Raw genomic sequence first — 20874 nt, forward strand, 5'->3', positions numbered from 1 at the left:
CGCCTATGCCCCCTCCACCCGGGCCGACACCCGCCCGGCGTGCGGTCACGCAGCTCGACCACCGCCTCGAAGCGGTCACCGGGCACGACATCGAAACCCTGTGGGCCTACCGCGACCGCGGCGTCCTCGACGAACCGCACGCCCAGCTGGTCGACCGGCACCGCACGCTGGCCAACGCCCAGATTGGCGTCACCTTCTATCTCAAGCTGCTCAACCGGCTCACGGGCGGTGAGTTTCCTGTCGACGGCGCTCTCTTCGTACGTATCGACCGCACCGTGGACCAGCTGGAGGAAGCCGCCAACGCGCGCGACGCCGCCGCCCAAAAGGTGCTCGCCGCCCTGGAGCCCATTGAGGCCGCCGCCGCAGCATCGATGCCCGACGGAGGACGGCTCTCGACCGACGACCAGGCGGCGCTGCTCGCCATCGCCGGCGGTGCCAAGCTCCACGAACACCTGCTGACAGGCCGACTGTCCGTGACCGCCTCCTCCGGCACCCGCATCCCCTATCCGCAGATGCAGCAGCTGGAACGCGCCGGCCTCACCGTCCGGGACACCAGCCACCCTGTGCATGCCGGCCAGCCCGTCTCCCTCACCGACGCCGGACGAGCCGCACTGCTGGACGTCCGCCGGACTCCTACGACGCATGCGCCGAAGAGCCCGGCTCGCCCGGGCGCATCGCCTTCCACCCCAGCGAAGCGGCGCTGAACTCCACCGAAAGGCCCTTTGTTGTCTCCCACCGAACCGGCGCCAGCTCGGAAGTCCATCCCTCAAGTCGACTTCGACCTGGACGACCTCGACGCCGACGAGGAGAAGTACCTCGACTTCTGCCGCAAGGTCGGCGTCCACGAGGACATGCTCGTCCCCCTTGCCCAACACCACGACGGGCCGCAGAGCTACTACGTCTTGTTCGACCGCACTGCGACCTGGGGCCACCCCGGCACACCCCAGCTGCTGGCCGTGCATCTACAACGGGACTACGAAAAGCAGACGTTCAGCTTCGAACAGGCCCCGCTGCCGCTGCCCGCGATGGCGCAGTCTTGGCTCATCCACCGCGGCTGCCCGCCCGACGCCATCGACCTCGACCCCGAGCTGGGACCACCACCGGCGGACGAGGCCACACGAGCGCTGGAGCGACGCCTCGCCGAAGACGGCGACCACTACGCCATGGGCTACTCCTACACCCGTGACGACCCGGAAGACATGGTCGTCGTCGTGGTCCTGCGCGCCATGGACGAGCGCGCCCCGTCACCGTTTCGCGTTGTGGTCGAAGAGGTCGACACCGACGCCTGGACACACACCCTGCGCGAAAGCGGCTTCGACACGGTGGGCGAAGCCCTGCAGTGGTGCGACGACCGCCTCACCGGCAAGGCCGGGCCGCTCCCACCGGCCCGCCCGGCAGCCGCCGCCAGCCGCCCGGCGGCAGGTGTAGCGAAGGCCCCTGCCCCGCGCCCGCCCGGCCCTTCTCGCTGAGCGCTATTCCAATCGCGGGCGGCGCAACATAGCCGACGATCGCCGGTTAGCCAAACCGGCAATTCTCCGGACTCTTATACAGCCGCCGGGACACCTCCCGCGGCCTCTTCCCCGCATTCCCTGTGCCTTCACGGAGGTTTCTTCCGCATGCGCTCCACCCGAATTGCCATATCCGCGGCGATGCTCGGCGCGCTCGCGCTGCCGGCGCTGTCCGCAACCCCCGCCAGCGCCGCGACCGTACCCACCGCAGCAACCGCCACCCCCGTCGTGAGCTGCCACAACCTGCCGCCGCTCCCGTACGCGGTGCACGCCAAGGCCGTGACCATCCGGTCCAAGGCCAGCTCGAAGTCCACCGCGCTCGGCGTGCTCTACAAGAGCCACAAGTTCAGCGTGGCCAAGAAGAGCGGCAACTGGCTCTACATCACTGACAAGACGACCGGCGTCAAGGGCTGGGTCTCCGGCACGTACGTCTACCGCGACGTCCGCATGTGCCTGGACTGACCGACCGGATCCAGCACGTCCCGCCAAGCAGCGCGGGCGCCGAGTACAGCCGCCCCTCACATTTCCCAGGCACCGGCCTTTCCAGAACAGGAGATCCCTTTTGACTGACGGCATACCCGATGAGTCTGCGGATGTCGTGGGCGTGCTCACCGAACGGATCGAGGCCCGCTTCGACATGGGCATGGACCAGTTGAAGGCCGCGGTCGCCGCCGCTCCGACCGCGAACCCCGACGCCACCGACGTCGTCAAGTGGCACGGCCTTCTCGTCGAGGCCCAGTCCGTGTTGGAGCGCGCGGAGGACGACCTCCTCGCGGCCCTGCAGACCCAGCCCAGCGAGGTCGACGACCCGACGATGGGCCTCGCTCACCGGGTGAACGCCGCCGTCACCGCCCGCGACGGCCGGGCCATGGTCGTGCGTTGGCTCCTCGACCCAGACGCCCCGGGGAAGAAGGACCTCGCCGCAGAGCGCCTGGCCCGCCTCCGGCCCCGGAGCGGCCCGGCGGTGCAGACCAGCGCTCCCCTTCGTCCCGCAGGGGCACCCGCGCCGGCGTCGGCGTGGCGGCCGGCAAGGTCCGCCCGATGAGCCGGGACAAGGCCAGCACGATGGACGCCGACCTGCAGAAGGTCTTCGGGAACCCGGTACCCGAGCTGTACGAGGCGGCGTCCGGCCCCGATGCTCCACCCGCGCTCGCCCGCGCTCTGGAGCTGCGCTCGTTCCTGGCGCTCACCGAGGAGCAGGTCGCCCGCGTCCGCGACCGCGTTCACGCCGACATGGATCCCGCCCGCGACATGGGCGAACTGTCGGCGGACACGCTCCGCTTCGACGCGCAGTGGCTGGAAGCGGCACTGGCGGCCCGCGACGGCTACCGCGCCGCCCTAGGCGAGCTGCTGCGCACCGTGCGCCCGCCTGCTCAGCAGGCCCGGCCTGTCCGTACGGCACAGCTCAGGGCCACCGCCACCCTGCGCCCGCCTGCCGCCCCGGCACCTCAGCGTGCCGGGGCGGCCCGGAGCCGCCGACCGTGAAAGCCCCCGATTGCCCCACCTCACGTCCACCGACATAGCCGGACGGATCGAGGACCTGTACGGCGCACCGCTCGCCGACCTCGAAGCCCACGCACAGGACCAGCCACCCGGCATGCTCTCCGCCCTGCTCGGCATGCACGACACCCTCGCCCTGGCCGAGCGCAGCATCGACTTCCACCGCGACCACCTCGCCCGCCTCATCCACCCCGAGCGGCAGATCGGCCCGCACGAGGTCTCCCACCTCCTCGACGGCATCCGTCGGCTCACCGAAGCCGTCGCCATCCGCGAGACCCAGGCCAAGTCGGCCGCCGCCGTCCTGCAGAGCCTGGTCCGCGTCCCGGCTCCGACCTCTGCCTCTCCGGCTCCCACGCTGCCTGCCCCGGCCGCGCCCCTTGCGGCGCAGAGCGCGGCACACAGCCGCTGACCCCCAGGCAACCCCCTTTCCTTTCACCCAGGAGTTCCTCCCTTGGCCATCACCGCTCTGCCCCCCGATGCCGACGCCGACATCGCCCGGGTCACCGAGGCCCTCGCCATGATCACCCCGCGCTGGAACGTGAGGATCCTGCTGGCCCTCTCCGGCCCGCCGCTGCGCTACAGCGAGCTGGCGGCCAAGGTGTCCTGGCTGCAGAATGGCCAGCTCCACCCCAAGCTCAAGTCGCTGTGCGACGCCGGACTCGTCGAGCGCACCGAACACACCGCACGCCACGTGACCTACGGCCACACCGAGCGAGCCACTGCTCTGCTGCCGATCCTGCCGATGATCGTCACCTGGGCCGAGGAGCACTTGGAGAAGGCGGAACGCCCGCTGGCCGCCATCGAGCAGATCGAGGACAGCCTCACCCTGCTCACCCGGCGCCACGCCGCCGCCATCCTGTGGGTGCTCAAGTCGCGCGAGGAGGTCAGCGGCCGGGTTCTGGCCCGGATCGTGATGCCCAGCAGCGACTGGACCAACATCTATCCGCCGTTGCGCCAGCTCGTTGCCGACGGTCTGGCCGACACCGAGGGGAACGGCCGGCCCTACCGGCTGTCCGCCGCCGGCGACGCCCTGGGCCCCGTCCTCGGCACGCTCTCCGCCTGGTCCGCCGGGCAGCCCCTCGACCAGGCGGCCCAACACCCCGTCTGGGGCCAGCCGCAGGCCAAGAGCAAGCCGAGGCCGTGGGTCAGCAGCCCATCACGGCCGGCGCCCGCGGCGCTGCCACCCGCTCGGGCGGTTGGGTCGTCCCCGGTGTGGCACCACCGCGACCTCTTCTCGCACGCTATGACCAGCCACCCGAAGGCAGCCATCCCGGCGGGAGGCCCGCGCCGATGAGCACCCCCTTCGCCTCTGCCGTAGCGCGCCCCGCTGTCGACGTGCTCGCCTCGCGCTCCCTGATCCGTCTGGTCACCGAGATCGACGACAACGGCGCCATACCGCCGCGACGTCTGGCCGGGACTCTGTCCGACCTCTCCCCGCACCAGCTGCGAAGCGCCTCCGACACGGCCCGCACCTACGGTCTCGTCCGGGTCGCGCCCGGCGCCGGCCTGGAACTGACCGAATCCGGGCGGGAACTGGCTGACCTGTACGACGCGCTAGCCCGGTGGGCGCGGCGTCACTCGGTCCCCGCCGCCGTCTGCGAGTTCAGCAGCCGTGTCCGGCATGTCCTCGGCCTGCTGGCACCATCGCTCACCCCTGGGAATGCCGACCGCCCCGGCCCTCTGGCCGATGTGCGCCCCATCAGTGTGGAGGCTGAGGCGGAGCTGGCCTGTGCCCGCACGTCTCTGATCCAGTGGCTGGTTGGCAACCCCCAGGTGGCCAGGGCCGAGCCCGAGCGGGCCGCGTGAGCGCAGCGGTCACCCCCCGGCACGCACGCCACACTGCCGGGCTGATGAGCAGCATCTACCTGCCGCGCACGGCGGATGCCTTGGCGTTCGCGATGTCCACCTACGGCATCCCGTTGCTCGTCTTGGCCACGACTGGCTCCGCCGTGCTGACGGGGGCCGCCTTCGCGCTGGAGTGGATCCCGCGGTTGGCTGCGTTCGGGTGGGCCGGATCGATCGTCGACCGGCGCGGCGCCTCGGTGGTCTTCCACCTCGCTTCCCTGGGGCGGGCGTTGGTTCTCGCCGCCGGCGCGGTGCTGCTGTACCTTTTCCCGTCCGGCACCGTGGCGAGCGCGACAGCGATGGTGCTCGCGGCGGCGACCGGCGTGCTCACCGAGTTCAGTTACATCGCGACCGAGACCGCCGGAGCCGCCGCTGGCCGCCGAGCCGGACCCCGGGCCCACCGTGTCCAGGCCGTCCTGCTCGGCATCGACCAGACCGCGACCTTGGCCGGTCCGGCGCTCGCCGGCGTGCTGCTGCTCGCCGGGCCGCCGTCGATGCTCGCGGTGGTCACCGTGCTCTCGCTGCTCGCCGCGATGCTCGCCCTGCGCACACCGCCCTCGCCCGTTGCCCCGGCCCGCGCGCCGAAGGGGCGGCCCGGCGCCGGGCTCGTCACGGGGTGGCGCACCATCCGCGCGCTCCCCGCGCTCGGCTGGTTGGTGGCCGGGCTGACCCTATCCAACCTGTCTATCGGCCTTCTCCAAGCAGCCGGTCCGGTGATCGTCGTCCAGCACTTCGGGCAGTCCACCACGGCCGTTGGCCTGGTGTGGTCCGCTGCAGCGGCGGCCACCCTGGTGGCCGTGACCATCTGCCGGTTCGCGTTGGACCGCCTGGGCCTGTGGCCCGTGGGAGTCGCCTGCTCCGTCATCGCTTCGCTCGCCTGTCTCGCTGCCGCCCTGGCCCCCGACTACCTGTCCTACCTGGTCATGGTCGCGGTCCTGATGGCAGCCGATGGCGGCCTGGCGGTCGTCCTGCGCACCCTGCGCTCCCGCCTGATCCCCCCAGAGGCGTTCGGCAGCACCCTGTCGGCCACCATCCTCATCCTCCTGTTGCCCTTCCCGGTCGCCGGCGTGCTCACCGCGCTCACCCCGCCCGACGCGCTGGGCCACGTCATCACCGCCTGCGCCGCCCTGCAAACCCTCGGCCTGTTCTGCGCCTTCGCTCGCCTGCGCACCGACCCCGCCCTGCGCACCTAACGCGCCCCCGCCCGTGGAGAACCCTTATGACCATCGCCGCCCTCGGGTCGCACCGAGCGACCGGCCGCACCATCACCGAGCAGTTCCATGCCTTCGACGCCCGCAACCCGCACGTATACCGCGCTCTGGAACGCATGGCCGCTCGCCGCCTGGCCGCCGGCGCCACCCGGGTCAGCCTCAAGGACCTCTTCGAGGACCTTCGCCGCCAACTCCCGTACGGGATCGCGGGGCTGAACAACAACTTCACCGCTCTCTACGCCCGCCGCCTCATCGACGACCACCCCCACTGGGCCGACGCGTTCGAGCTGCGCCGTCGCCGCGCCGCCTGAGACACCCCCTATTCCTGCCCTGCCGTCCCCCGATACGGAGAACCCCTCTTGCCCGCTCGTCCCGTCGTGCTCGTCGTCGCTCCCGGAGACAAGAACTACCGCGGCTACTGCCTGGAGCAGGTTGCCGACGCCTACGACGTCGTGCTGCTCACCGGCACCGAACCCTCGTGGGAGAAGCCGCACATCACCGATCACGCCGTCGTGGACCTCAGCGATCCTGCCGCGCTGCTGGCAGGGGGTCGCGCCCTGGTCGGACGCCACGACCTCGCCGGTGTCATGACCTGGGACGAGTGGAGTGTGGTCCCGACCGCCCGCCTTGCCCGCCAGCTCGGCTTGCCCACTACCGCCCCCGAAGTGATGCAGGGGTGCCGCAACAAGGCCACCGCTCGGTCGCTGTTCGCCCGCCACGGCGTGCCCTCGGCCGCCTCGGTGAGCGTGCGCACCCGCAAGGAGGCCGAAGCCGCCGCCGAACTGATCGGCTACCCGGTAGTGCTGAAGCCTGCCTCACACGCGGGTGCCATAGGCGTGCTCCGCGTCGACGACCGTGATCAGCTCACGGCCGCCTACCAGGCAGCCGAACGGACGGCCGGTCAGGGCACCGAGAGCACCAGCGTCCTCGTCGAGGAGTACCTCGACGGGCCGGAGATCTCCGTGGAGTGCGTCACCTACCGCGGTGCCACCACGGTCGTCGCGGTCAACCGCAAGATCATCAGCCCTCCGCCGCACTTCGAGCAGCTCGCCCACAGCGTGGACGCCGACGACCCGCTCCTGGAGACCGTCGCGCCGGCCGCCTGGGCGGCGATCAACGCCCTCGGCATCACCGACGGCGTCAGCCACATCGAGATGCGGCTCGTCGAGGGCAGGCCCCGCCTCATCGAGGTCAACGCCCGCCTCGCCGGAGACATGATCGGCCACCTCGTGCGGCTCTCCACCGGCATCGACCTGCCTCGTGCCGCAGCCGACATCGCCTGCGACCGTGCCCCCGACCTCACGCCCACCAGGTCCTCGGCCGCCGCCATCCGGCTCCTCTACCCGGACGCCTCCGGTGCCCTCACCCGCCTCACTTACGACGGACCTTGCCCGACGTGGCTGGACCGGTTGCAGTTCCAGTGCTGCCCCGGCGAGCAGCTCCTCCTCCCCGCCGACGGAGGGAACCTGTACACGGGCCGGCTCGGCTACCTCATCACCATCGCCGCCACCGGCCAGCAGGCGCGTGCACGCGCCGAGCGGGCCGCTCGTGCCGTCGTTGCGGTCCTCGACCAGGCCCCCGGCACCCGCAGCACCGCGGCGTGAGCGCGGTTTCTGCGGCCGACCGGCACAGCCGGGCGCTGCTGACCGGGTACTTCCTCGGCCTCGGGGCCATCATGGCGGTGTGGGGCGCCCGGATGCCTGCCGTGCAGCAGGCTGCCCACCTCGGCACCGCAGGGCTGGCCCTGGTTCTGCTGGCCGCCGCCGTCGGCATGGTCGCAGGGCTTCAGCTCGGAGGCCGCTACGCCCGCCCGGCACGGCTACCGGCCCTGCTCAGCGCTGGGGCTTTTGCCTTGGCCGGATGCCTCGTCCTCGTGGGCCAAGGCGAGAGCCTGTCCGCGTTGCTGGCGGCGGCTCTCGCGTTCGGTCTCGCGCACGGCATCCTTGATGTAGCCGCCAACACCGCGGCCGTCCGCTGCCAGAACGCCTTCGGCCGACCCATCATGTCTGGTCTTCACGCCGCCTACTCCCTCGGCGCCCTGGCCGGCGCCGCCCTGGCCGTCCTCACCGCCCACGCCGCGCACAGCACTCTCTTCACCGCAACAGGTGCCCTCCTGGCCGGCATCGCGGTCGCTGCGGTGCCGGTCACCCGAAGCCTGAGCGGCGCGGACCGCCCCGCAATGCGCGCCGGCGCCGGGAAGCTGCCCCTGGTTCCGGCGCCGGGAAAGCTCTGGCTTCTGGCCGCGCTGGCCGCTGCGAGCCTGCTGGGGGAGGGAGCCGCCGCCGACTGGGCCGCCGTGCACCTGCACACCCTGGGCGCCCCGACGGCCGCGAGCGCCACCGCGTTCGCGCTGTACAGCGCGGCCATGGCCGCGGGACGGCTGACCGGTGACCGGCTCACCGCAGCCTTCGGCGCCCCGACGGTCGTACGGGCCGGTGCCGTTCTCGCCGCCGCAGGTCTCACGATCGGTGTTGGCGGGGCGAGTGCCCCGCTGGCGCTGACGGGCTGGGCTGTTTTCGGACTCGGCCTGTCTACCACTGTGCCCTCGCTCATCACCGCAGCCGGAGCCAGTGGCGCCAAGGCCGTGGCCACGGTCACCGCCACCGGTTACCTCGGCCTCCTCGCCGGCCCGGCCCTCATCGGTGCCCTGGCCAGCGCCACCACCCTGTCCACGGCCCTGCTGCTGCCCGCCCTCCTCGCAGCCGCCGTCGCCGCCCTCGCCCACCGCGCCCTGGAGAACACGACCCCTTGACCCCTGCCACCGCCCAGGCGGGCCTGGACGCTGTCATCCTCGACTACAACGGCGTCATCGGCCTGCAACCCACCACCGACCAGTGGCTCCGCCTGGCCCACACCGCCCTGTGGCCCGAGGACGACCTCCCCGCCTTCCAGAACGCCTTCTGGAACGCCCGCTCCGCCTACGACGCCGGCCAGCTCAGCGACCTCGCGTACTGGGCCACGGTCCTCGGCCACCACCCCGGCGCCCGCCGGCTGCGTGAACTCCGCGACGCCGACACCGACATGTGGACGTCCACCGACGACCGCGTGGTCGAGGTCCTGGACTACGCCCACGAGTCCGGGCTGCCGCTGGTCCTGCTGTCGAACGCGCCCCGCCACCTCAGCGATGTCCTCGACCGCCACCCGTGGCGCCGCCTGATGACCCACGCCTTCTACTCGGCCCGGCTCCAGGTCTGCAAACCCGACCCGGCCGCCTACCAGCACGCGATGAACGCCACCGGCGCCGCCGACGCCGACCGCGTCCTCTTCGTGGACGACCGGGCCGACAACTGCCGCGCCGCCCGCCGTCTGGGTCTGCGCACTCTGCACTACACCGGCCGACCCACCGACTTCGCAGCCGCCCTGCAGTCCCCGAACTGACCCGCATCCCCCTTTCCCCCAGGATTCAGTGCCTCACGACGACCACGACACCATCGACGGCGACGTCTACGTCTCCCCACGCCACCTGGCCCGCGCCACCGCGGTCGGTGACCCCGGCCTCGACCCGCTGCGCGACCTCGGCTGGGATCTGCACCACGACGACCTCGGCAACGCCTACCTCACGGCCCCCGACGGCAAGGTCCGCCTCGGTTACCTCCCCGAAGGCGACGACGACGGGCTGTGGCGCATCAACGCCTACAAGGACGCCTTCGACCCACCGGCCTGGGGCGTCTGCTTCAACGACGCCGCGCCCACCGAGTTCGTGACCGCCTTCACCACCGCCCTCGCCGAGGCGTACCGGCAGGGACCGGACCACTACCTCGCCCGGCCGCTCGCCGGAAGCACCGACCGCGACCCCTTCCTGGCCGTCGACCCGCTCATCAACCGAGGCTGGCAGTTCAACCGCCCGCACCTGAACACCTTCGCCATCACCTCACCCGACGGGCTCGCCACGCTGGAGTACACCACCGGCGACCTCGACCCAGCGATCGAACTGGACACCCGCGACGCGCGCTGGCACCTGTGGGCTGGCACCTCCTCAGCCCGCCCCTTCTGGTACGCCACGGCCAGCACCGACATCCCCGCCGCCCTCCTGCGAGCCGTCACCGAAGCCGTGGCCGACCCCGCACCCCTGCCTCGATGGCGGGACGACACCGACAGCTACGTCAAGGGCCGCGCCCAGCTCTCTCCGATCCTTCCTCCGCGTCCGCCGTCGCCCACCCCGCTCGACGTTCGGCGGACCGCAGCGTCCCGCCGCCCGGCCGCGCTTCCCGCGGCCAGCGTCCCGCGCTGGAGCACCACGAGCCGACCTGCCCTGCCCGGCCCACGCCGCTGACCCCAGCCCGACTCCGACCGGAGACCCTCGTGTCCCTGCAGGCCCCCGAGTTCTTCACCGAACTGTGCCTCCCATTCCACGACCACACCGTCGTGGGCAACACCTACTACGCCGCTCCCGTCCCGGGCACGCCGCTACGGCTGCGAATCGACTTCACCCGCACCATCCACGCGGACACCTACGGCGGGCTGCGTGTCGCAGTCGTCCACCCGGAACGCGGCGAGATCGACGCGGTGGCGCTCAGCTTCGTGGACCACGGAACATTCCACCGCCGCGACGAAGCCAACCACACCCATCCGAACACCAAGCAGTACGGCACCTTCGACACCTACCACCGCCCCGGCCGCCCGCCGTGGGACGGGGCCGTCACCACCGGACTGCGCGATGCCATCGAGCAGTACACCGCCGTCTGGTTCCCCGGCGCCTGGGCCGCCTCCGCGCCCAAGCGAGCGGCCGGCCGCACATCGCGCAGCACTCCGGCCCCGCCAATCGCCCCCGCCGGGGCGGCCCGCACCCGCTGAGCCTCGTCCCGCCCCCCCCCCGCGATACCACCCATCGGCCATACGACCGGCCGCACCCGCTGCCCCCGACCGATCAAGGAGTCTTCTTCCTCGTGCACGCACGTCTCGTCCGATCCGCCGCCGCCATCGCCGTCGCCGCGGCTGGCACCCTCACCTTGGCGCCGACCGCGAGCGCCGAGCCCTCCGAACCGATCCCCTCGGCCTCCGCCGCCCCCGCCGAGACTCCGGCTCCGGACGCGGGCAGCGTCGAGATCACCACCAAGGACACGGCCGGAGACGCCCTGCCTGGCGCCGTGTTCCTGCTGCTCGATTCCGCCGGCCAGGAAGCCGGACACGGGAAGACCGACGCACAGGGGAAGCTGACCTTCTCCGACCTCGCGCCCGGCGTCTACCGGCTCAAGGAGACGGCCTCCGGCAGCCCGCTCCACGAGGTCGTCGCCGACCAGGACGTCATCGTCACCCCAGGCGCGACCACACGGCTGACGATCACCGACCCGTTCAAGGCCGCCAAGGTCCTCCTGCAGGCCAAGGACGACAAGACCGGCAAGCTCCTGCCCGGCGCGACCGTGAACATCGGCACCGGCACCTCGACGCTGCTCACTCTGACCACGGGAGCCAAGGGCACAGCCTCCGGAGAGCTGCCCATGTCGAGCCGGAAGGCCCAGTTCTGGGTCAAAGAGATCAAAGCCCCTGCCGGCTACGACCTGTACAAGCCCACCAAGACGTTCACCGCGGGTCCCGGCGACCCGGTGACCGTGACCGTCACCAACGCCAAGACCACCACCGACCCGAAGCCCGAACCCTCGGGCAAGCCCACGCACAAGCCCACCGACACCCCCGCCAGCCCAGGCAATCCGGACAGCGGTACGGGAAGGGCCACGCCGTCCGCGTCGGGCAGCGACACACCGGAACCCGACTCCTCCACCATCGCTGCCACCCCGGTCGGCGACTCCACCCCGAAGACCCCAACGGGCACCCTCGCTCACACCGGCGCTGACGCCACACCGTGGCTGATCGGCGGAGCGGCCGTTCTGATCGCGGCAGGCGGAGGCACCCTCGCCGTGGCACGCCGCAGCCGCTCCGACAGCCCCACAGAAGACTCCACCGGGAGCTGACCGCACCCACCCTTCTTCACTACACGGAGCCCCCGCAGCCCCAGATGGACACGCTGTTGGCGACCGCCAACAGCGTCCTCCCGGGTGCGGGGGCCTCGGTGCGTGTTTTGACTCAATACACAGCGCCTTGATTCATTACACGTCTCGTTGGCGTTCCCGAAGGCGTGGGGCGTCCCGGTGAGAGGTATTGCAGATGATGCTGCCCACGATCGCGCTCGTTCGCCCCGAGGCGGCTTCCGCCTCGGTGCTGTCCCGTGGTGAGGCTGCGAGCCTGCTGGGGGTGTCGGTGAATACAGTGGGGAAGCTGTTGGACAGTGGGTTCCTGCCGGGGCTGGAGGCGTCACGGGTGACGGCGCTGTCGCGGGCGCCGCAGGTCGAGGTGTCCGCAGGGGTGCTGCCGGTGTTGCGAACGGGTGCGCCGGGCTTGCCCTCGCGCGAAGGGGACGACCGCGAGGTGATCGGTGCGGGTGCGTCGATGTCGGACGTGCAGTTCCTGGAGGCGGCGCGGCAGTGGTGGCGGTGTGACGCCGGCACAGTCACGTCCGCGGGTGTGCTGGCGGTCGCCGTCGCCGGATGGGTCGTCGGGGTGCTGGCGGTGCAGGGGGTGCAGGAGACGCGGGCGTGGAAGGTCGGAGAGGTGCGGCATTCTTTCGCAGCTGACCTGGTTGGCCGGGTGGGGACGCTGGACGAGTCGGGTTCGCACCGGGTGATGACGTCACGGCCGGCGCTCGTGGAGCTGGCGGCGCAGCTGCTCGGCGCGCGGGTGCAGGGTGCCGTGTCGGGTGGGCCGATCGCGTATCTGTCGGCTGGGTGATGCATGAGGGCGGGGGTCCCCGCGCCTGGTGGCGTGGGGACCGCCGTGCTGTGTCTGGAGGAGGAGTCGGAGGAACTGTACGAGACCGCGCAGGCCCTCCTTGATCCCGAGACGGGGTCCTTCACCGACGAAGTCAGCGAACGGCTGGAGTACGTCGGCTCAGCGCTGCTCGTCATGAATCGCGTGACGCTGGATCCGCCATGGCGCGGGCACGGCCTGGCGGCCGTACTTTGCCTGCGAGGTGATCACCCGGCTCATGACCGGCTGCCGGGCCATCGCCTGTTCGCCCGGCATCACCGATCTCAGCAGCCATCGGCTGGCGGCCAGAGCCGAGTGGGACCGCGTGAACGCCAAAATTGCCAGGGGTGGGAGAGCCTGGGTTTCCGTCCCTACCGAGACAATGTCTATCTTCTGTCTCCCGCCTCGCAGGATCTTGAGGAGCAGCGTGGTGCACTGCGCAGGCATCTTGCCGAACTCGGTGGTTCCTGGCGGGGTGGCGCGTCATGACCAGCCCGCCAGCGAGTGAGGCGAGCTGCCTACTAACCCGGCGCCCTTCTCGGTCCGCAGGCAGTTGCGACGGCCGGCATCCGCTCATTGGCAAACGCGTGGTCGCAGCCCGCAGGATTACTCGGCTGCTGGCACCTGAGAACCAGTAGTCGACCTAAAAGGAGCCTGTGTTTCGCGGGCGACTATTTCGAGGAACTCGGTGACGGACTCGGGTCGCATCGCGGGCTCGTCTCTCGTGGCGGCCTCTACGACCGCACGCCATGCGCCACTCTCCGGCAGGAGGGGAATGTTTGCGCGGGGACGCTTTCCTGTGACTGCCCACCCGATTAATTGGCCCAGGCTGTATATGTCCGCCTGCGGCCCTGCGCTGTGAGCGTCGTCTTCCAACTCGGGGGCGGCAAACCCAGCCGATCCCAAAGCTACGCCCACCCTCGTCCTCTGAGGGTCGGTCGTCATCCCTCGCGGACGCCTAACAATGCCCCAGTCAGCGACCACCCACCGACCGTCCAGCAAAAGAATGTTGGCCGGTTTGATGTCACGGTGCACATAGCCTTCTTGGTGTGCTACCTCAAGGGCCGAACATACGGATTGCAGGAGAAGAATCAGTGCGTCGTCGTTCCGTAGGTCATCATGGTAATCCAGGGCCGTTCCCTGTGCGTACGGCATGACAAACCAGCTATGATCTGGCGCGTGGTCCAGAATGGGCATGGCATGAGGATGACCGCTCAGGAACAGTCCGACTTCAATCTCCCGCCCCATTCTGGCGACACGGCGCTCTAGCGGTGTGCGGAGCTTCTTCAGGGCTACCACGGATCCCGTGGACTTGTCTCTCGCCCTGAAAACCTGAGCTTGGCCGCCATCGATAGGGATGGGATCGCATGCGTAATTTTTGCGCACGCCAGTCATATGGCGGGCAGTGAATTTCGGCTTCTTGTCGTACTCTGAATGCTCTGAGCAGACTTTCAGGAAGGCCATGAGTGCCAACTTGCATTCCTGCGAGTCCTGTCGATCGAGAAGTCTCAGCGCCTTATCAACCCTGTCGAAATACGTCCCCTTTTCCGCTTCAGGTCGGGGTATCTCGTCCCAATGGTCGTAGCGGAAAAAGGGCTGGTTGTTGAAAGGTTCCCTTCCTGCGGTGTTCAGGTCGAAACCGAGTTCCGCGGAAGCGGGTACAAGTACGCGGTGGCATAGGGTTCGAGCCGAATAGGATCGAGCATTGTGTGTCTGCTGCTTGATAGAGCGAGGGTCAACGGTCTCATCGAGTGTTCGGGCGAGGAGTGCGGTACCCAACGCGGGGGTGTAAGTGCGTGGGGCTTCTTCCTGTCGCAGTGAGCGCGAAAGATGCAGCCACGCCTCTGGCAGCGAAGTGGCTTCCATCGCTTGCCTAAACGCCTCGTCCAATGCCTGGCGGGCGATATGCGGGTCGAACCTGACTGTCATCTATCCCCCTGAGTCGATCAGTCTTAATCGGCGTTGGGTTCGCCGCTACCGAATCCCAGGCCATGTTATCCATCTGCCAGCGTCGGGCCGTAGCGCACTGATGGTGCCGAAGACCGTCGCCGCCCGGTGGTTCTGCTGTCGACGGACGGCAGTTCGCCGGGGGCAGACAGGAAAGATCCGGGAAACACTGGCCAACGGGCGCGAGAGCATGTCAACGTAGACGACCTTGCAAGAAGCCCCAGGTCAGAGAGGTGATTGCCCGTGACCGTAGCCCCTGCGGGCCCCGGTTTCTCCACCACCGTCGAAGCCCTGCGACCGCGGGAGTGGCAGCTCGGCCCTGGTCAGCCGACTCTGGTCATGGACCAGTTCTCCGCCGAGGACTTCCATCTGATCGTCGATGATCGCGCTGACGTGCACGTCAGCTCCAAGGACGGCCGGTTCTACCTCGGCTGGTTTCCGCTCGGTCGCCCCGGCACGGATGGTGAGGGGTGGAAGATTGCTGTCACCGGAACCGCCCAGGTCCGCGGCTACCACATGTCGTTCGACACCGAGACGCCGGCCGACATCGTCGCCGCCACCGTGGCGAGGGTGCTGGAGACCTCACGCCGCCTCTGACAGCGCGGACACCGATACATAGCGCCCGCCCTACGAGCGCTGGCGGTGCCGTAGGCCGGCCTGTTCTGCTGCCCCCCGTTTCCCCCGAACCTCAGGAGGCTGTCCGTGACGTCCCCGGAGATGACCGTCGGCGATCTCATCGACCTGTTGTCCGGCTGCGACCGGAGCGCTCCGGTCCGCCAGGCCATGAACCCGTTCTTCCCGATGGCGCACCGCTTGGCGCAGGTCCTGCAGTCGGTCGACGAGACCGGCCGGACCGTTGTCTACCTCGCCGAAGGGCGGGAGCCAGACGCACAGCTTGGCCACCTTCCGCCGGAGGTCGCCATCGCCCTGACGTGGCAGGGCCCCGTCCAGGCACCCCCGCGCCGCCCTCGCCGCCGTGCCGGCGGCAACTAGACCCGCACCGAGCCCTTGGAGGCGCCCCTGTACCCCGACCTTCCACCCGACCCGTCCGCCCCGCGTGGCGGCCAGCCCGCGTTCTGGGTCGGCCCCCGGCACTTGGCCGGGGACGATGGACGGCTCTACGACGTCGTTGCCGACGCGCTCGCCGGCCTGGGCTGGACGAACCTGACGATCGTCCGCGGACGGCACGAGCCGGACGAGGAACCGGAGGACCGCCAGGTCGTGCGCAGCACCGTCCTGCACATCAGCCCCGACGCCTTGCGTTGGGCTCAGTGGGGACTGGCGGACGAACCGTTCCATCTGGGTGGGCTGCCGATCGCCTGGCAGATTTCCGCCCGAGCCGAGGCGAGCAGCCCGCTCGCCCAATGGTCGGCCTACTTCACCCGTGACGTCCCCGGCGAGGCGGTGGTCGACTTCCTCGTCGCGCTCGACGCAAGCAACCAGCCTGCTTCGCCGCTCGCCGGATCCGATCTGGTCCTTAACGCTGTCGCCGCCCACGGCTGGTTCCGCGACATCGACCAGCCTGAGGTGGTGGCGACGGACCCGACGTTCACCTCGCACATCAGCCTGGGGGAGGTGCCGCCCCTCATCCAGGACGGCGACCCGCGGGCCCTGCCCGCCGAGGACGACGAGACGGGACCGGCCGGATGGCAGGCGTGGGCCGAGCCCGTGCTCGGCGCCCCGCTTCTGTGGGTGGCCTCGTTCGCCGCCAGCGTCCCGCACGATCTCGTCGCCGCCTTCGCCGCCTCCCTCAGCTCGACCGCACCAGTCCTGCGGCGGGTACTGCCCGAGGCCACCCAGGAGCGCCTCCTGCGCGCGCCGGCCATCTAACGTCCCGCGCACCACTCTCGACGATCGCAGTCCGGCATCCTCCCAGTTGGGGATGCCGGACTTTCTTATTCCCCGGGTGAAGTGGCCGGTCGGGTCGTCCATGCGCAGCCCATAACGCAATGCTGCCCCCGACCCGCGACGGTCGGAGGCAGCAGCGTGACGTGCACGCAGGTCAGCTCGTTGCCGTGGCCTTGGCAAGGGCCTTGTCGAGGTGGCGGTCGACGAGGGCCGGGGAGCCGGAGACGACCAGCAGCAGGTTGCCGTCGCGGATCGCGGTCTGCTTGACCACGGTGCTCCGGCCCCCGGTGATGAACGTCAGAAGCAGGCTCCACCGCTCATCACCGCCGACGCTGGGCGCGGGCAGCATCTGCGAGGTCACGTCGACCTGGGTGCCACCGGCGACGACCTGATAGGCCGGGCAGCCTGTCATGGCATCGAAGATCCGGCCGACGCCGTCGGAGAGCTTCTTCACGCTGTCGCTGTACAGCTCCTCGGAGATTTCTGAGGAGCTGCCGCCGTAGGTGAAGTCCGCCTTCGCCTTGCGCGGGAAGGTGAGCGTGCCGCCAGTCACCGCGTCGCCGCCCAGCTCGCTCAGGGCCGGGCAGCCGATGACGGTGACGTCGTCGTGCTGGGCCGGATGCTCCGGCTTGGGAAGGTAGCCGCTGCCGAGGTCGCGCGGGTCGAGTAGGCGGGACTCGAGCGCGGCCGAGGAGAGCGCGGCCGGCTCCTGGGCGGCGTTGGTCGGCTTTTCCGTACGGGAGGAGGAGGTCTGGTGCTTGGACCCGGTGGTTTCGGTGGAGCAGGCGGGCACGGCGAGGAGGGCGGCGGTGATACCGAGTGCGGTGGTGGCGACGCGAACGCGCATGACGGAACTGACCCCTTGGTGCTAGGCGACGGGTGGTCAGTGCGGGCCCGCGGGCCCGGTGGGGTCGTAGGAGTGGTGGTCAGTGCCCGAGGTGGCGCAGGCAGTCCTCGAACGTGGCGTGCGTCGAGTCCGCCGGCCCGGAGTGCCGGTTGTACCAGGCGGTGTCGATGCGGGTCTCCAGCTGCTGGTGACCGGCCCTACAGCGCAGCCAGATCTCACCGCGGGTGGAGAGGATGAGCCAGTCCCGGTAGGCGCCGCACTCGGCGCAGGTGGCCATCTCACCGTCGAGGACCAGGGGCTGCTTCCACGGCATCATCTTGCCTTCGACCTGGTCGTGGCTCGGCACCCGCAGTTCCGGCGGGAGGAAGTCGTCTACGATGGCCGCCGGTTCGGCGGACTGCGGCTCAGGCGCTGGCACTCCGATGCCGGGTGGGACCTGGCCCTGCATCCGCGCGTGCAGCTCGGCGAACCGTTTCTGAGCTTCGCTCGGTTCCTTGGCCCTGCGGCGTATCCGGTGAAACACCCTGGCGTCCTCCTCTACCTCGGCACCTCGTCCTGCGCGTTTCATGATCGTGCCCCACGCCCCCGTCGGTTTCAATTCACAAAGTCCACAGTCCCCTCCGGCCACGTCAGCAGGGGCACTCGCCTTGTCGGCAGCCCGGATGACGAGTCGGTCTTGATGCGTGTCTCGGTACGGCGTGGCGGTGTTGCCGGTGAGACCGCATGCCGGCTCCTGGTGGGCTTACCGGGTGTAACGCGATGTCTCCTCTCCGCTGCGCCGCCTGCCGGGCGAGGCGGGCTTGGTGGTCGTCCCGCGCGTCGCGGACCGGTTCTCCGCAATGCTGGTTTCGGGAAGGTGCGAGGCATCGGCGGGCAGGTCTGCTGTCCGCCGCAGCCGCCACACGAGCACGTCGCTGACGGAGTCCGCGGTGCCGAGTTCGCGCCGAGCGGCAACGTCGGACAGGAGGGCGGCCGGGTCGTGGCCGGCGGCTTCGGCTTCCGAAATGGTTGCAGCCAGGGCGTACCAGCCGGGTTCGGCGAGGATCTGCTCGGCCAGCTCCGGCAGCGTTTGGCGTAGCAGCACCGTCTGCCGCTGGAGCATCGGCCGGCTCAGACGCCGACCACGCTGGTAGAGCACACCGAGCGGCTGGGCCGAGGCGGCCCGGTAAGCGGCGCGCAGGTGCTCGGCTGCCCGGGCGGCGGCCTCGGCCTGCTGGGCGTGGCCCTTCCTGGCGTGCCAGTGCGCGGTGGCGGTGATCAGGAAGAACAGCATGTCGATCGCCATCGCCGTGGTGGCTCCGTCCTCACCCCGGCCGAGGGCCGGACCGCCCTGGACGAGGTCGCGGGCGGCCTGTCTCAGGGCGCGATCGTGCCCGCGTACGGCACGGACGTGAGAGCGCGAGGCCCGTTCGAAAGCCGTGGCAGCGTCGCGCAGCTCGCGGCGGGTGTGAGCGGCAGACGTCTTTGCCAGGGCGTCCAGGACCTCGCCGACCGCGGCGATGTGGGCGGCGGCGACCCCGTCCTCGCCGTGTTCGACGACGACCACGGCCTGCCACACGGCCGATGCCGTTCCGCGGCGCGCGGAGGCCGGACTGCCCGACCCCGGACGAATCGCTTCCCCCCGCCGAGCCGCAGGCACATCCTGCGCATCACCGGACCACCGCTCGCGGATGCGAGGCAAGGACAGGTCGGGAGCCAGGCGCGCGCCGGGGTAGAACACTGGCTCGCCGTCCTTGTTCAGGTCGTCGGGCAGGGCGACCTTGTATCCAAGCAGGTCACCGGACGGGGCCTGGCGCTTGCGGATCAGCAGGCCAGCGGCGGCGAGGCGGTCGAAGAACTCCTCTTCGCTTCTGGTGCCGGTCACCGCTCGACGTACGCTCTCGCGCAGTTCTTCGCGCGCGGTGCGCTCGCGGCCCTGGCGCTGGGCCTTGTGGCGCTCGGCGCTGGTCGGGCGCTGCGCTGCGGTCCCATCGCCGGTGCTGAGCTGCTTGAGCCCGTACTCGGCTTCGATCAGGCGGGCTTCGGCCTGAGATCGCTTGGCGTCGTTGTTGAGGCGTGGGCGTCGGCCGTCCTCGCGGACGAGCGTGGCGATGATGTGGATGTGGTCGTCGGCGTGGCGTACGGCCGCCCAGCGGCATCCCGCCTCGTCGGCGGCCGGAGCGATGCCGGTCGCGGCGACCATGCGTCGGGCGATCTCGCCCCATTGCTCGTCGGAGAGAACCGGGTCATCCGGTGCGGCCCGGACCGAAAGGTGCCAGACGTGCTTCGCCGGGCGTCGCGACTCCGCGAGCGCTTGGACGGGCTGGTCCAGGAGCTGCTGGAGCTGTCTCTTCGTAGCTTGCGGATCGCGACCGGGATCGGGAGCGAAACTGTCCCAGGCCGCCACGAGATGCGGGTCGACATGCTCTTCGTGGGTCCCTTTGCCGTAGAGGTAGTTGAGCAGGCCGAACGTGTTCGAGCCGCGTTTGTGGACGCGCGGGATCATCCGATTCGCGTTTCGGTGTCGAGGTAGTGCTGGATGAAGGAGTCCACGCGCTGAGTGGCGCGCTGGACGGCTCCGAATACGGCTTCGGCGTACGGGACGTCGGCACCAGAGTTGATGGCCTTGGCTACCTGGTTGACGTTGTTGCCGATGTGGCCGAGGTGCCGGCGCACAGCGAAGAGCTCGTTGTGGACTTCTCGTTGGGCGGCGATTTCCGCCGCCGTACGGTCGAGATCGTGGGCGGCTTTGAGAGCGGCGTGGGCGAGGAAACTAGCGACGCTCATGTTGCACACGGCGGCAGCACGGGAGAGGAGTTGGTACTCGTCGTCGTTCATGCGGCAGCTGGGCTGGCGCATGCGTTTGTTCTCGTCGCGCAGGCGCTCACGCTGCTGCACATGCGGCTTTGAAGGTGCGGTGTGCGTGCAGTGCGCGCTGTGGCAGGCGTGCTGCTCCTGCCCCTCAGGATGCGAGCCTCCCTCGGTCGCATCCTCACGGATCGGCGCCCCCCGGTGCCGATCCGCTCCCGCCACTCCAGGGGCGGGGGACGCAAGAGCATTGCTCCCCTCGGGAGCAATGCTCTTGCGATAACTTGCTCGCCCCGAGACCGAGTTGGAGTCGGGATCAGGTTCCGGGGTGGTGCCGGTCTTGGGTGCGTTCGTCATCGGGATCCGGGCCTCGTAGAGCGGGTGTATTGCTGGATGGTTGCGGCCAGCGCGAGGACATCGGCGGGGCTGGCAAGGACGCGGACCGGTTTGTTGGGACGGTCCTGGACGAGCCACTGCCCGGTCGGCGTGAGGACGACGGCGTGGAGGAGTTGCCGGCGGACGAGGACGTCCGCCCAGGCATCGGCTTCGGCGGTGGTGGGCGGGGGACGAGGAATCATGGCCTACCTCCTAAGAGGGGCGGTGGCCCGGCTTGAGCCGGGCCACCTTTACGGATACGGGC

Annotated in this window: 27 protein-coding genes; 21 read left to right on the forward strand and 6 right to left on the reverse strand. The window is 70.1% G+C overall.

Features of this window, described 5'->3' with window-relative positions; translation table 11 throughout:
• The first annotated feature begins 5 nt into the window (after positions 1-5).
• The 18 genes from ACZ5TL_RS30300 to ACZ5TL_RS30385 all read left to right on the forward strand — a co-directional run bounded on the left by ACZ5TL_RS30300 (position 6) and on the right by ACZ5TL_RS30385 (position 13294).
• A complete protein-coding gene (locus ACZ5TL_RS30300; protein WP_468593767.1) occupies positions 6-704 on the forward strand; it encodes a hypothetical protein in 699 nt (232 codons plus the stop codon).
• 18 nt (positions 705-722) lie between these two features.
• Entirely contained in the window at positions 723-1469 is a 747-nt protein-coding gene (locus ACZ5TL_RS30305; RefSeq protein WP_468593768.1) for a hypothetical protein, read from the forward strand.
• Positions 1470-1616: 147 nt separating this feature from the next.
• A complete protein-coding gene (locus ACZ5TL_RS30310) occupies positions 1617-1970 on the forward strand; it encodes an SH3 domain-containing protein (RefSeq protein WP_468593770.1) in 354 nt (117 codons plus the stop codon).
• A gap of 100 nt (positions 1971-2070) precedes the next feature.
• Entirely contained in the window at positions 2071-2553 is a 483-nt protein-coding gene (locus ACZ5TL_RS30315; protein ID WP_468593771.1) for a hypothetical protein, read from the forward strand.
• Positions 2550-2993, forward strand: coding sequence for a hypothetical protein (locus ACZ5TL_RS30320; RefSeq protein ID WP_468593773.1), 444 nt, complete (start codon positions 2550-2552; stop codon positions 2991-2993). Before ACZ5TL_RS30315 ends, ACZ5TL_RS30320 begins: the two co-directional genes overlap by 4 nt.
• Positions 2994-3003: 10 nt before the next feature.
• Positions 3004-3417, forward strand: a complete 414-nt coding sequence (locus ACZ5TL_RS30325; protein WP_468593774.1) for a hypothetical protein — start codon at positions 3004-3006, stop codon at positions 3415-3417.
• A 42-nt stretch (positions 3418-3459) separates the two neighbouring features.
• Positions 3460-4302: a winged helix-turn-helix transcriptional regulator gene (locus ACZ5TL_RS30330; RefSeq protein ID WP_468593776.1), complete on the forward strand. Its 843-nt coding sequence runs from the start codon at positions 3460-3462 to the stop codon at positions 4300-4302.
• The gene (locus ACZ5TL_RS30335) at positions 4299-4814 is read left to right on the forward strand and encodes a regulator (protein WP_468593777.1); all 516 of its coding nucleotides are present in this window, start codon (positions 4299-4301) and stop codon (positions 4812-4814) included. Before ACZ5TL_RS30330 ends, ACZ5TL_RS30335 begins: the two co-directional genes overlap by 4 nt.
• Positions 4811-6046 (forward strand): MFS transporter, encoded by a 1236-nt coding sequence (locus tag ACZ5TL_RS30340; RefSeq protein WP_468593778.1) that lies wholly within the window; start codon positions 4811-4813, stop codon positions 6044-6046. Before ACZ5TL_RS30335 ends, ACZ5TL_RS30340 begins: the two co-directional genes overlap by 4 nt.
• A 26-nt stretch (positions 6047-6072) precedes the next feature.
• A complete protein-coding gene (locus ACZ5TL_RS30345) occupies positions 6073-6375 on the forward strand; it encodes a hypothetical protein (protein WP_468593779.1) in 303 nt (100 codons plus the stop codon).
• A gap of 48 nt (positions 6376-6423) precedes the next feature.
• Entirely contained in the window at positions 6424-7668 is a 1245-nt protein-coding gene (locus ACZ5TL_RS30350) for an ATP-grasp domain-containing protein (RefSeq protein WP_468593781.1), read from the forward strand.
• Positions 7665-8816: an MFS transporter gene (locus tag ACZ5TL_RS30355; protein ID WP_468593782.1), complete on the forward strand. Its 1152-nt coding sequence runs from the start codon at positions 7665-7667 to the stop codon at positions 8814-8816. The genes ACZ5TL_RS30350 and ACZ5TL_RS30355 overlap by 4 nt, the downstream gene beginning before the upstream one ends.
• A complete protein-coding gene (locus ACZ5TL_RS30360) occupies positions 8813-9442 on the forward strand; it encodes an HAD family hydrolase (RefSeq protein WP_468593783.1) in 630 nt (209 codons plus the stop codon). The genes ACZ5TL_RS30355 and ACZ5TL_RS30360 overlap by 4 nt, the downstream gene beginning before the upstream one ends.
• A gap of 28 nt (positions 9443-9470) precedes the next feature.
• A complete protein-coding gene (locus ACZ5TL_RS30365; RefSeq protein ID WP_468593784.1) occupies positions 9471-10337 on the forward strand; it encodes an SPDY domain-containing protein in 867 nt (288 codons plus the stop codon).
• A gap of 29 nt (positions 10338-10366) precedes the next feature.
• On the forward strand, positions 10367-10858 hold the full coding sequence (locus tag ACZ5TL_RS30370) for a hypothetical protein (protein WP_468593785.1): 492 nt from the start codon (positions 10367-10369) through the stop codon (positions 10856-10858).
• A gap of 92 nt (positions 10859-10950) precedes the next feature.
• Positions 10951-11973, forward strand: a complete 1023-nt coding sequence (locus ACZ5TL_RS30375) for a SpaA isopeptide-forming pilin-related protein (protein WP_468593786.1) — start codon at positions 10951-10953, stop codon at positions 11971-11973.
• Positions 11974-12166: 193 nt separating this feature from the next.
• Positions 12167-12787, forward strand: coding sequence for a hypothetical protein (locus tag ACZ5TL_RS30380; protein WP_468593787.1), 621 nt, complete (start codon positions 12167-12169; stop codon positions 12785-12787).
• Between the two features lie 33 nt (positions 12788-12820).
• Complete coding sequence (locus ACZ5TL_RS30385) at positions 12821-13294, forward strand: hypothetical protein (protein WP_468593788.1); 474 nt, start codon at positions 12821-12823, stop codon at positions 13292-13294.
• A 117-nt stretch (positions 13295-13411) separates the two neighbouring features.
• On the opposite strand, the gene ACZ5TL_RS30390 is transcribed toward ACZ5TL_RS30385, so the two are convergent.
• Entirely contained in the window at positions 13412-14734 is a 1323-nt protein-coding gene (locus ACZ5TL_RS30390; protein WP_468593789.1) for a restriction endonuclease, SacI family, read from the reverse strand.
• Positions 14735-14995: 261 nt separating this feature from the next.
• Between ACZ5TL_RS30390 and ACZ5TL_RS30395 the strand changes: the two genes are divergently transcribed.
• The 3 genes from ACZ5TL_RS30395 (at position 14996) to ACZ5TL_RS30405 (ending at position 16582) form a co-directional block, all read left to right on the forward strand.
• Entirely contained in the window at positions 14996-15349 is a 354-nt protein-coding gene (locus ACZ5TL_RS30395) for an SPDY domain-containing protein (protein ID WP_468593790.1), read from the forward strand.
• Positions 15350-15454: 105 nt separating this feature from the next.
• Positions 15455-15745, forward strand: coding sequence for a hypothetical protein (locus tag ACZ5TL_RS30400; protein ID WP_468593791.1), 291 nt, complete (start codon positions 15455-15457; stop codon positions 15743-15745).
• A 15-nt stretch (positions 15746-15760) separates the two neighbouring features.
• A complete protein-coding gene (locus ACZ5TL_RS30405; RefSeq protein WP_468593792.1) occupies positions 15761-16582 on the forward strand; it encodes an SPDY domain-containing protein in 822 nt (273 codons plus the stop codon).
• A gap of 172 nt (positions 16583-16754) precedes the next feature.
• On the opposite strand, the gene ACZ5TL_RS30410 is transcribed toward ACZ5TL_RS30405, so the two are convergent.
• The 5 genes from ACZ5TL_RS30410 to ACZ5TL_RS30430 form a co-directional block, all read right to left on the reverse strand.
• Complete coding sequence (locus ACZ5TL_RS30410; RefSeq protein WP_468593793.1) at positions 16755-17447, reverse strand: hypothetical protein; 693 nt, start codon at positions 17445-17447, stop codon at positions 16755-16757.
• Positions 17448-17526: 79 nt separating this feature from the next.
• On the reverse strand, positions 17527-17970 hold the full coding sequence (locus tag ACZ5TL_RS30415; RefSeq protein WP_468593794.1) for a hypothetical protein: 444 nt from the start codon (positions 17968-17970) through the stop codon (positions 17527-17529).
• A 219-nt stretch (positions 17971-18189) separates the two neighbouring features.
• A complete protein-coding gene (locus ACZ5TL_RS30420) occupies positions 18190-19932 on the reverse strand; it encodes a relaxase/mobilization nuclease domain-containing protein (protein WP_468593795.1) in 1743 nt (580 codons plus the stop codon).
• Complete coding sequence (locus tag ACZ5TL_RS30425) at positions 19929-20285, reverse strand: plasmid mobilization protein (RefSeq protein WP_468593796.1); 357 nt, start codon at positions 20283-20285, stop codon at positions 19929-19931. Before ACZ5TL_RS30425 ends, ACZ5TL_RS30420 begins: the two co-directional genes overlap by 4 nt.
• A gap of 302 nt (positions 20286-20587) precedes the next feature.
• Entirely contained in the window at positions 20588-20812 is a 225-nt protein-coding gene (locus ACZ5TL_RS30430; RefSeq protein ID WP_468593797.1) for a hypothetical protein, read from the reverse strand.
• Positions 20813-20874 lie beyond the last annotated feature (62 nt).

This window comes from Streptomyces sp. NPDC033136 (assembly GCF_055578235.1).

Bases quoted from the DNA above. Each gene is read 5' to 3' on its own strand.
- ACZ5TL_RS30380 (WP_468593787.1), top strand. From the start codon at position 12,167: ATGATGCTGCCCACGATCGCGCTCGTTCGCCCCGAGGCGGCTTCCGCC.
- ACZ5TL_RS30320 (WP_468593773.1), top strand. From the start codon at position 2,550: ATGAGCCGGGACAAGGCCAGCACGATGGACGCCGACCTGCAGAAGGTC.
- ACZ5TL_RS30300 (WP_468593767.1), top strand. From the start codon at position 6: ATGCCCCCTCCACCCGGGCCGACACCCGCCCGGCGTGCGGTCACGCAG.
- ACZ5TL_RS30335 (WP_468593777.1), top strand. From the start codon at position 4,299: ATGAGCACCCCCTTCGCCTCTGCCGTAGCGCGCCCCGCTGTCGACGTG.
- ACZ5TL_RS30430 (WP_468593797.1), bottom strand. From the start codon at position 20,812: ATGATTCCTCGTCCCCCGCCCACCACCGCCGAAGCCGATGCCTGGGCG.
- ACZ5TL_RS30390 (WP_468593789.1), bottom strand. From the start codon at position 14,734: ATGACAGTCAGGTTCGACCCGCATATCGCCCGCCAGGCATTGGACGAG.
- ACZ5TL_RS30420 (WP_468593795.1), bottom strand. From the start codon at position 19,932: ATGATCCCGCGCGTCCACAAACGCGGCTCGAACACGTTCGGCCTGCTC.
- ACZ5TL_RS30410 (WP_468593793.1), bottom strand. From the start codon at position 17,447: ATGCGCGTTCGCGTCGCCACCACCGCACTCGGTATCACCGCCGCCCTC.
- ACZ5TL_RS30345 (WP_468593779.1), top strand. From the start codon at position 6,073: ATGACCATCGCCGCCCTCGGGTCGCACCGAGCGACCGGCCGCACCATC.
- ACZ5TL_RS30425 (WP_468593796.1), bottom strand. From the start codon at position 20,285: ATGCGCCAGCCCAGCTGCCGCATGAACGACGACGAGTACCAACTCCTC.
- ACZ5TL_RS30310 (WP_468593770.1), top strand. From the start codon at position 1,617: ATGCGCTCCACCCGAATTGCCATATCCGCGGCGATGCTCGGCGCGCTC.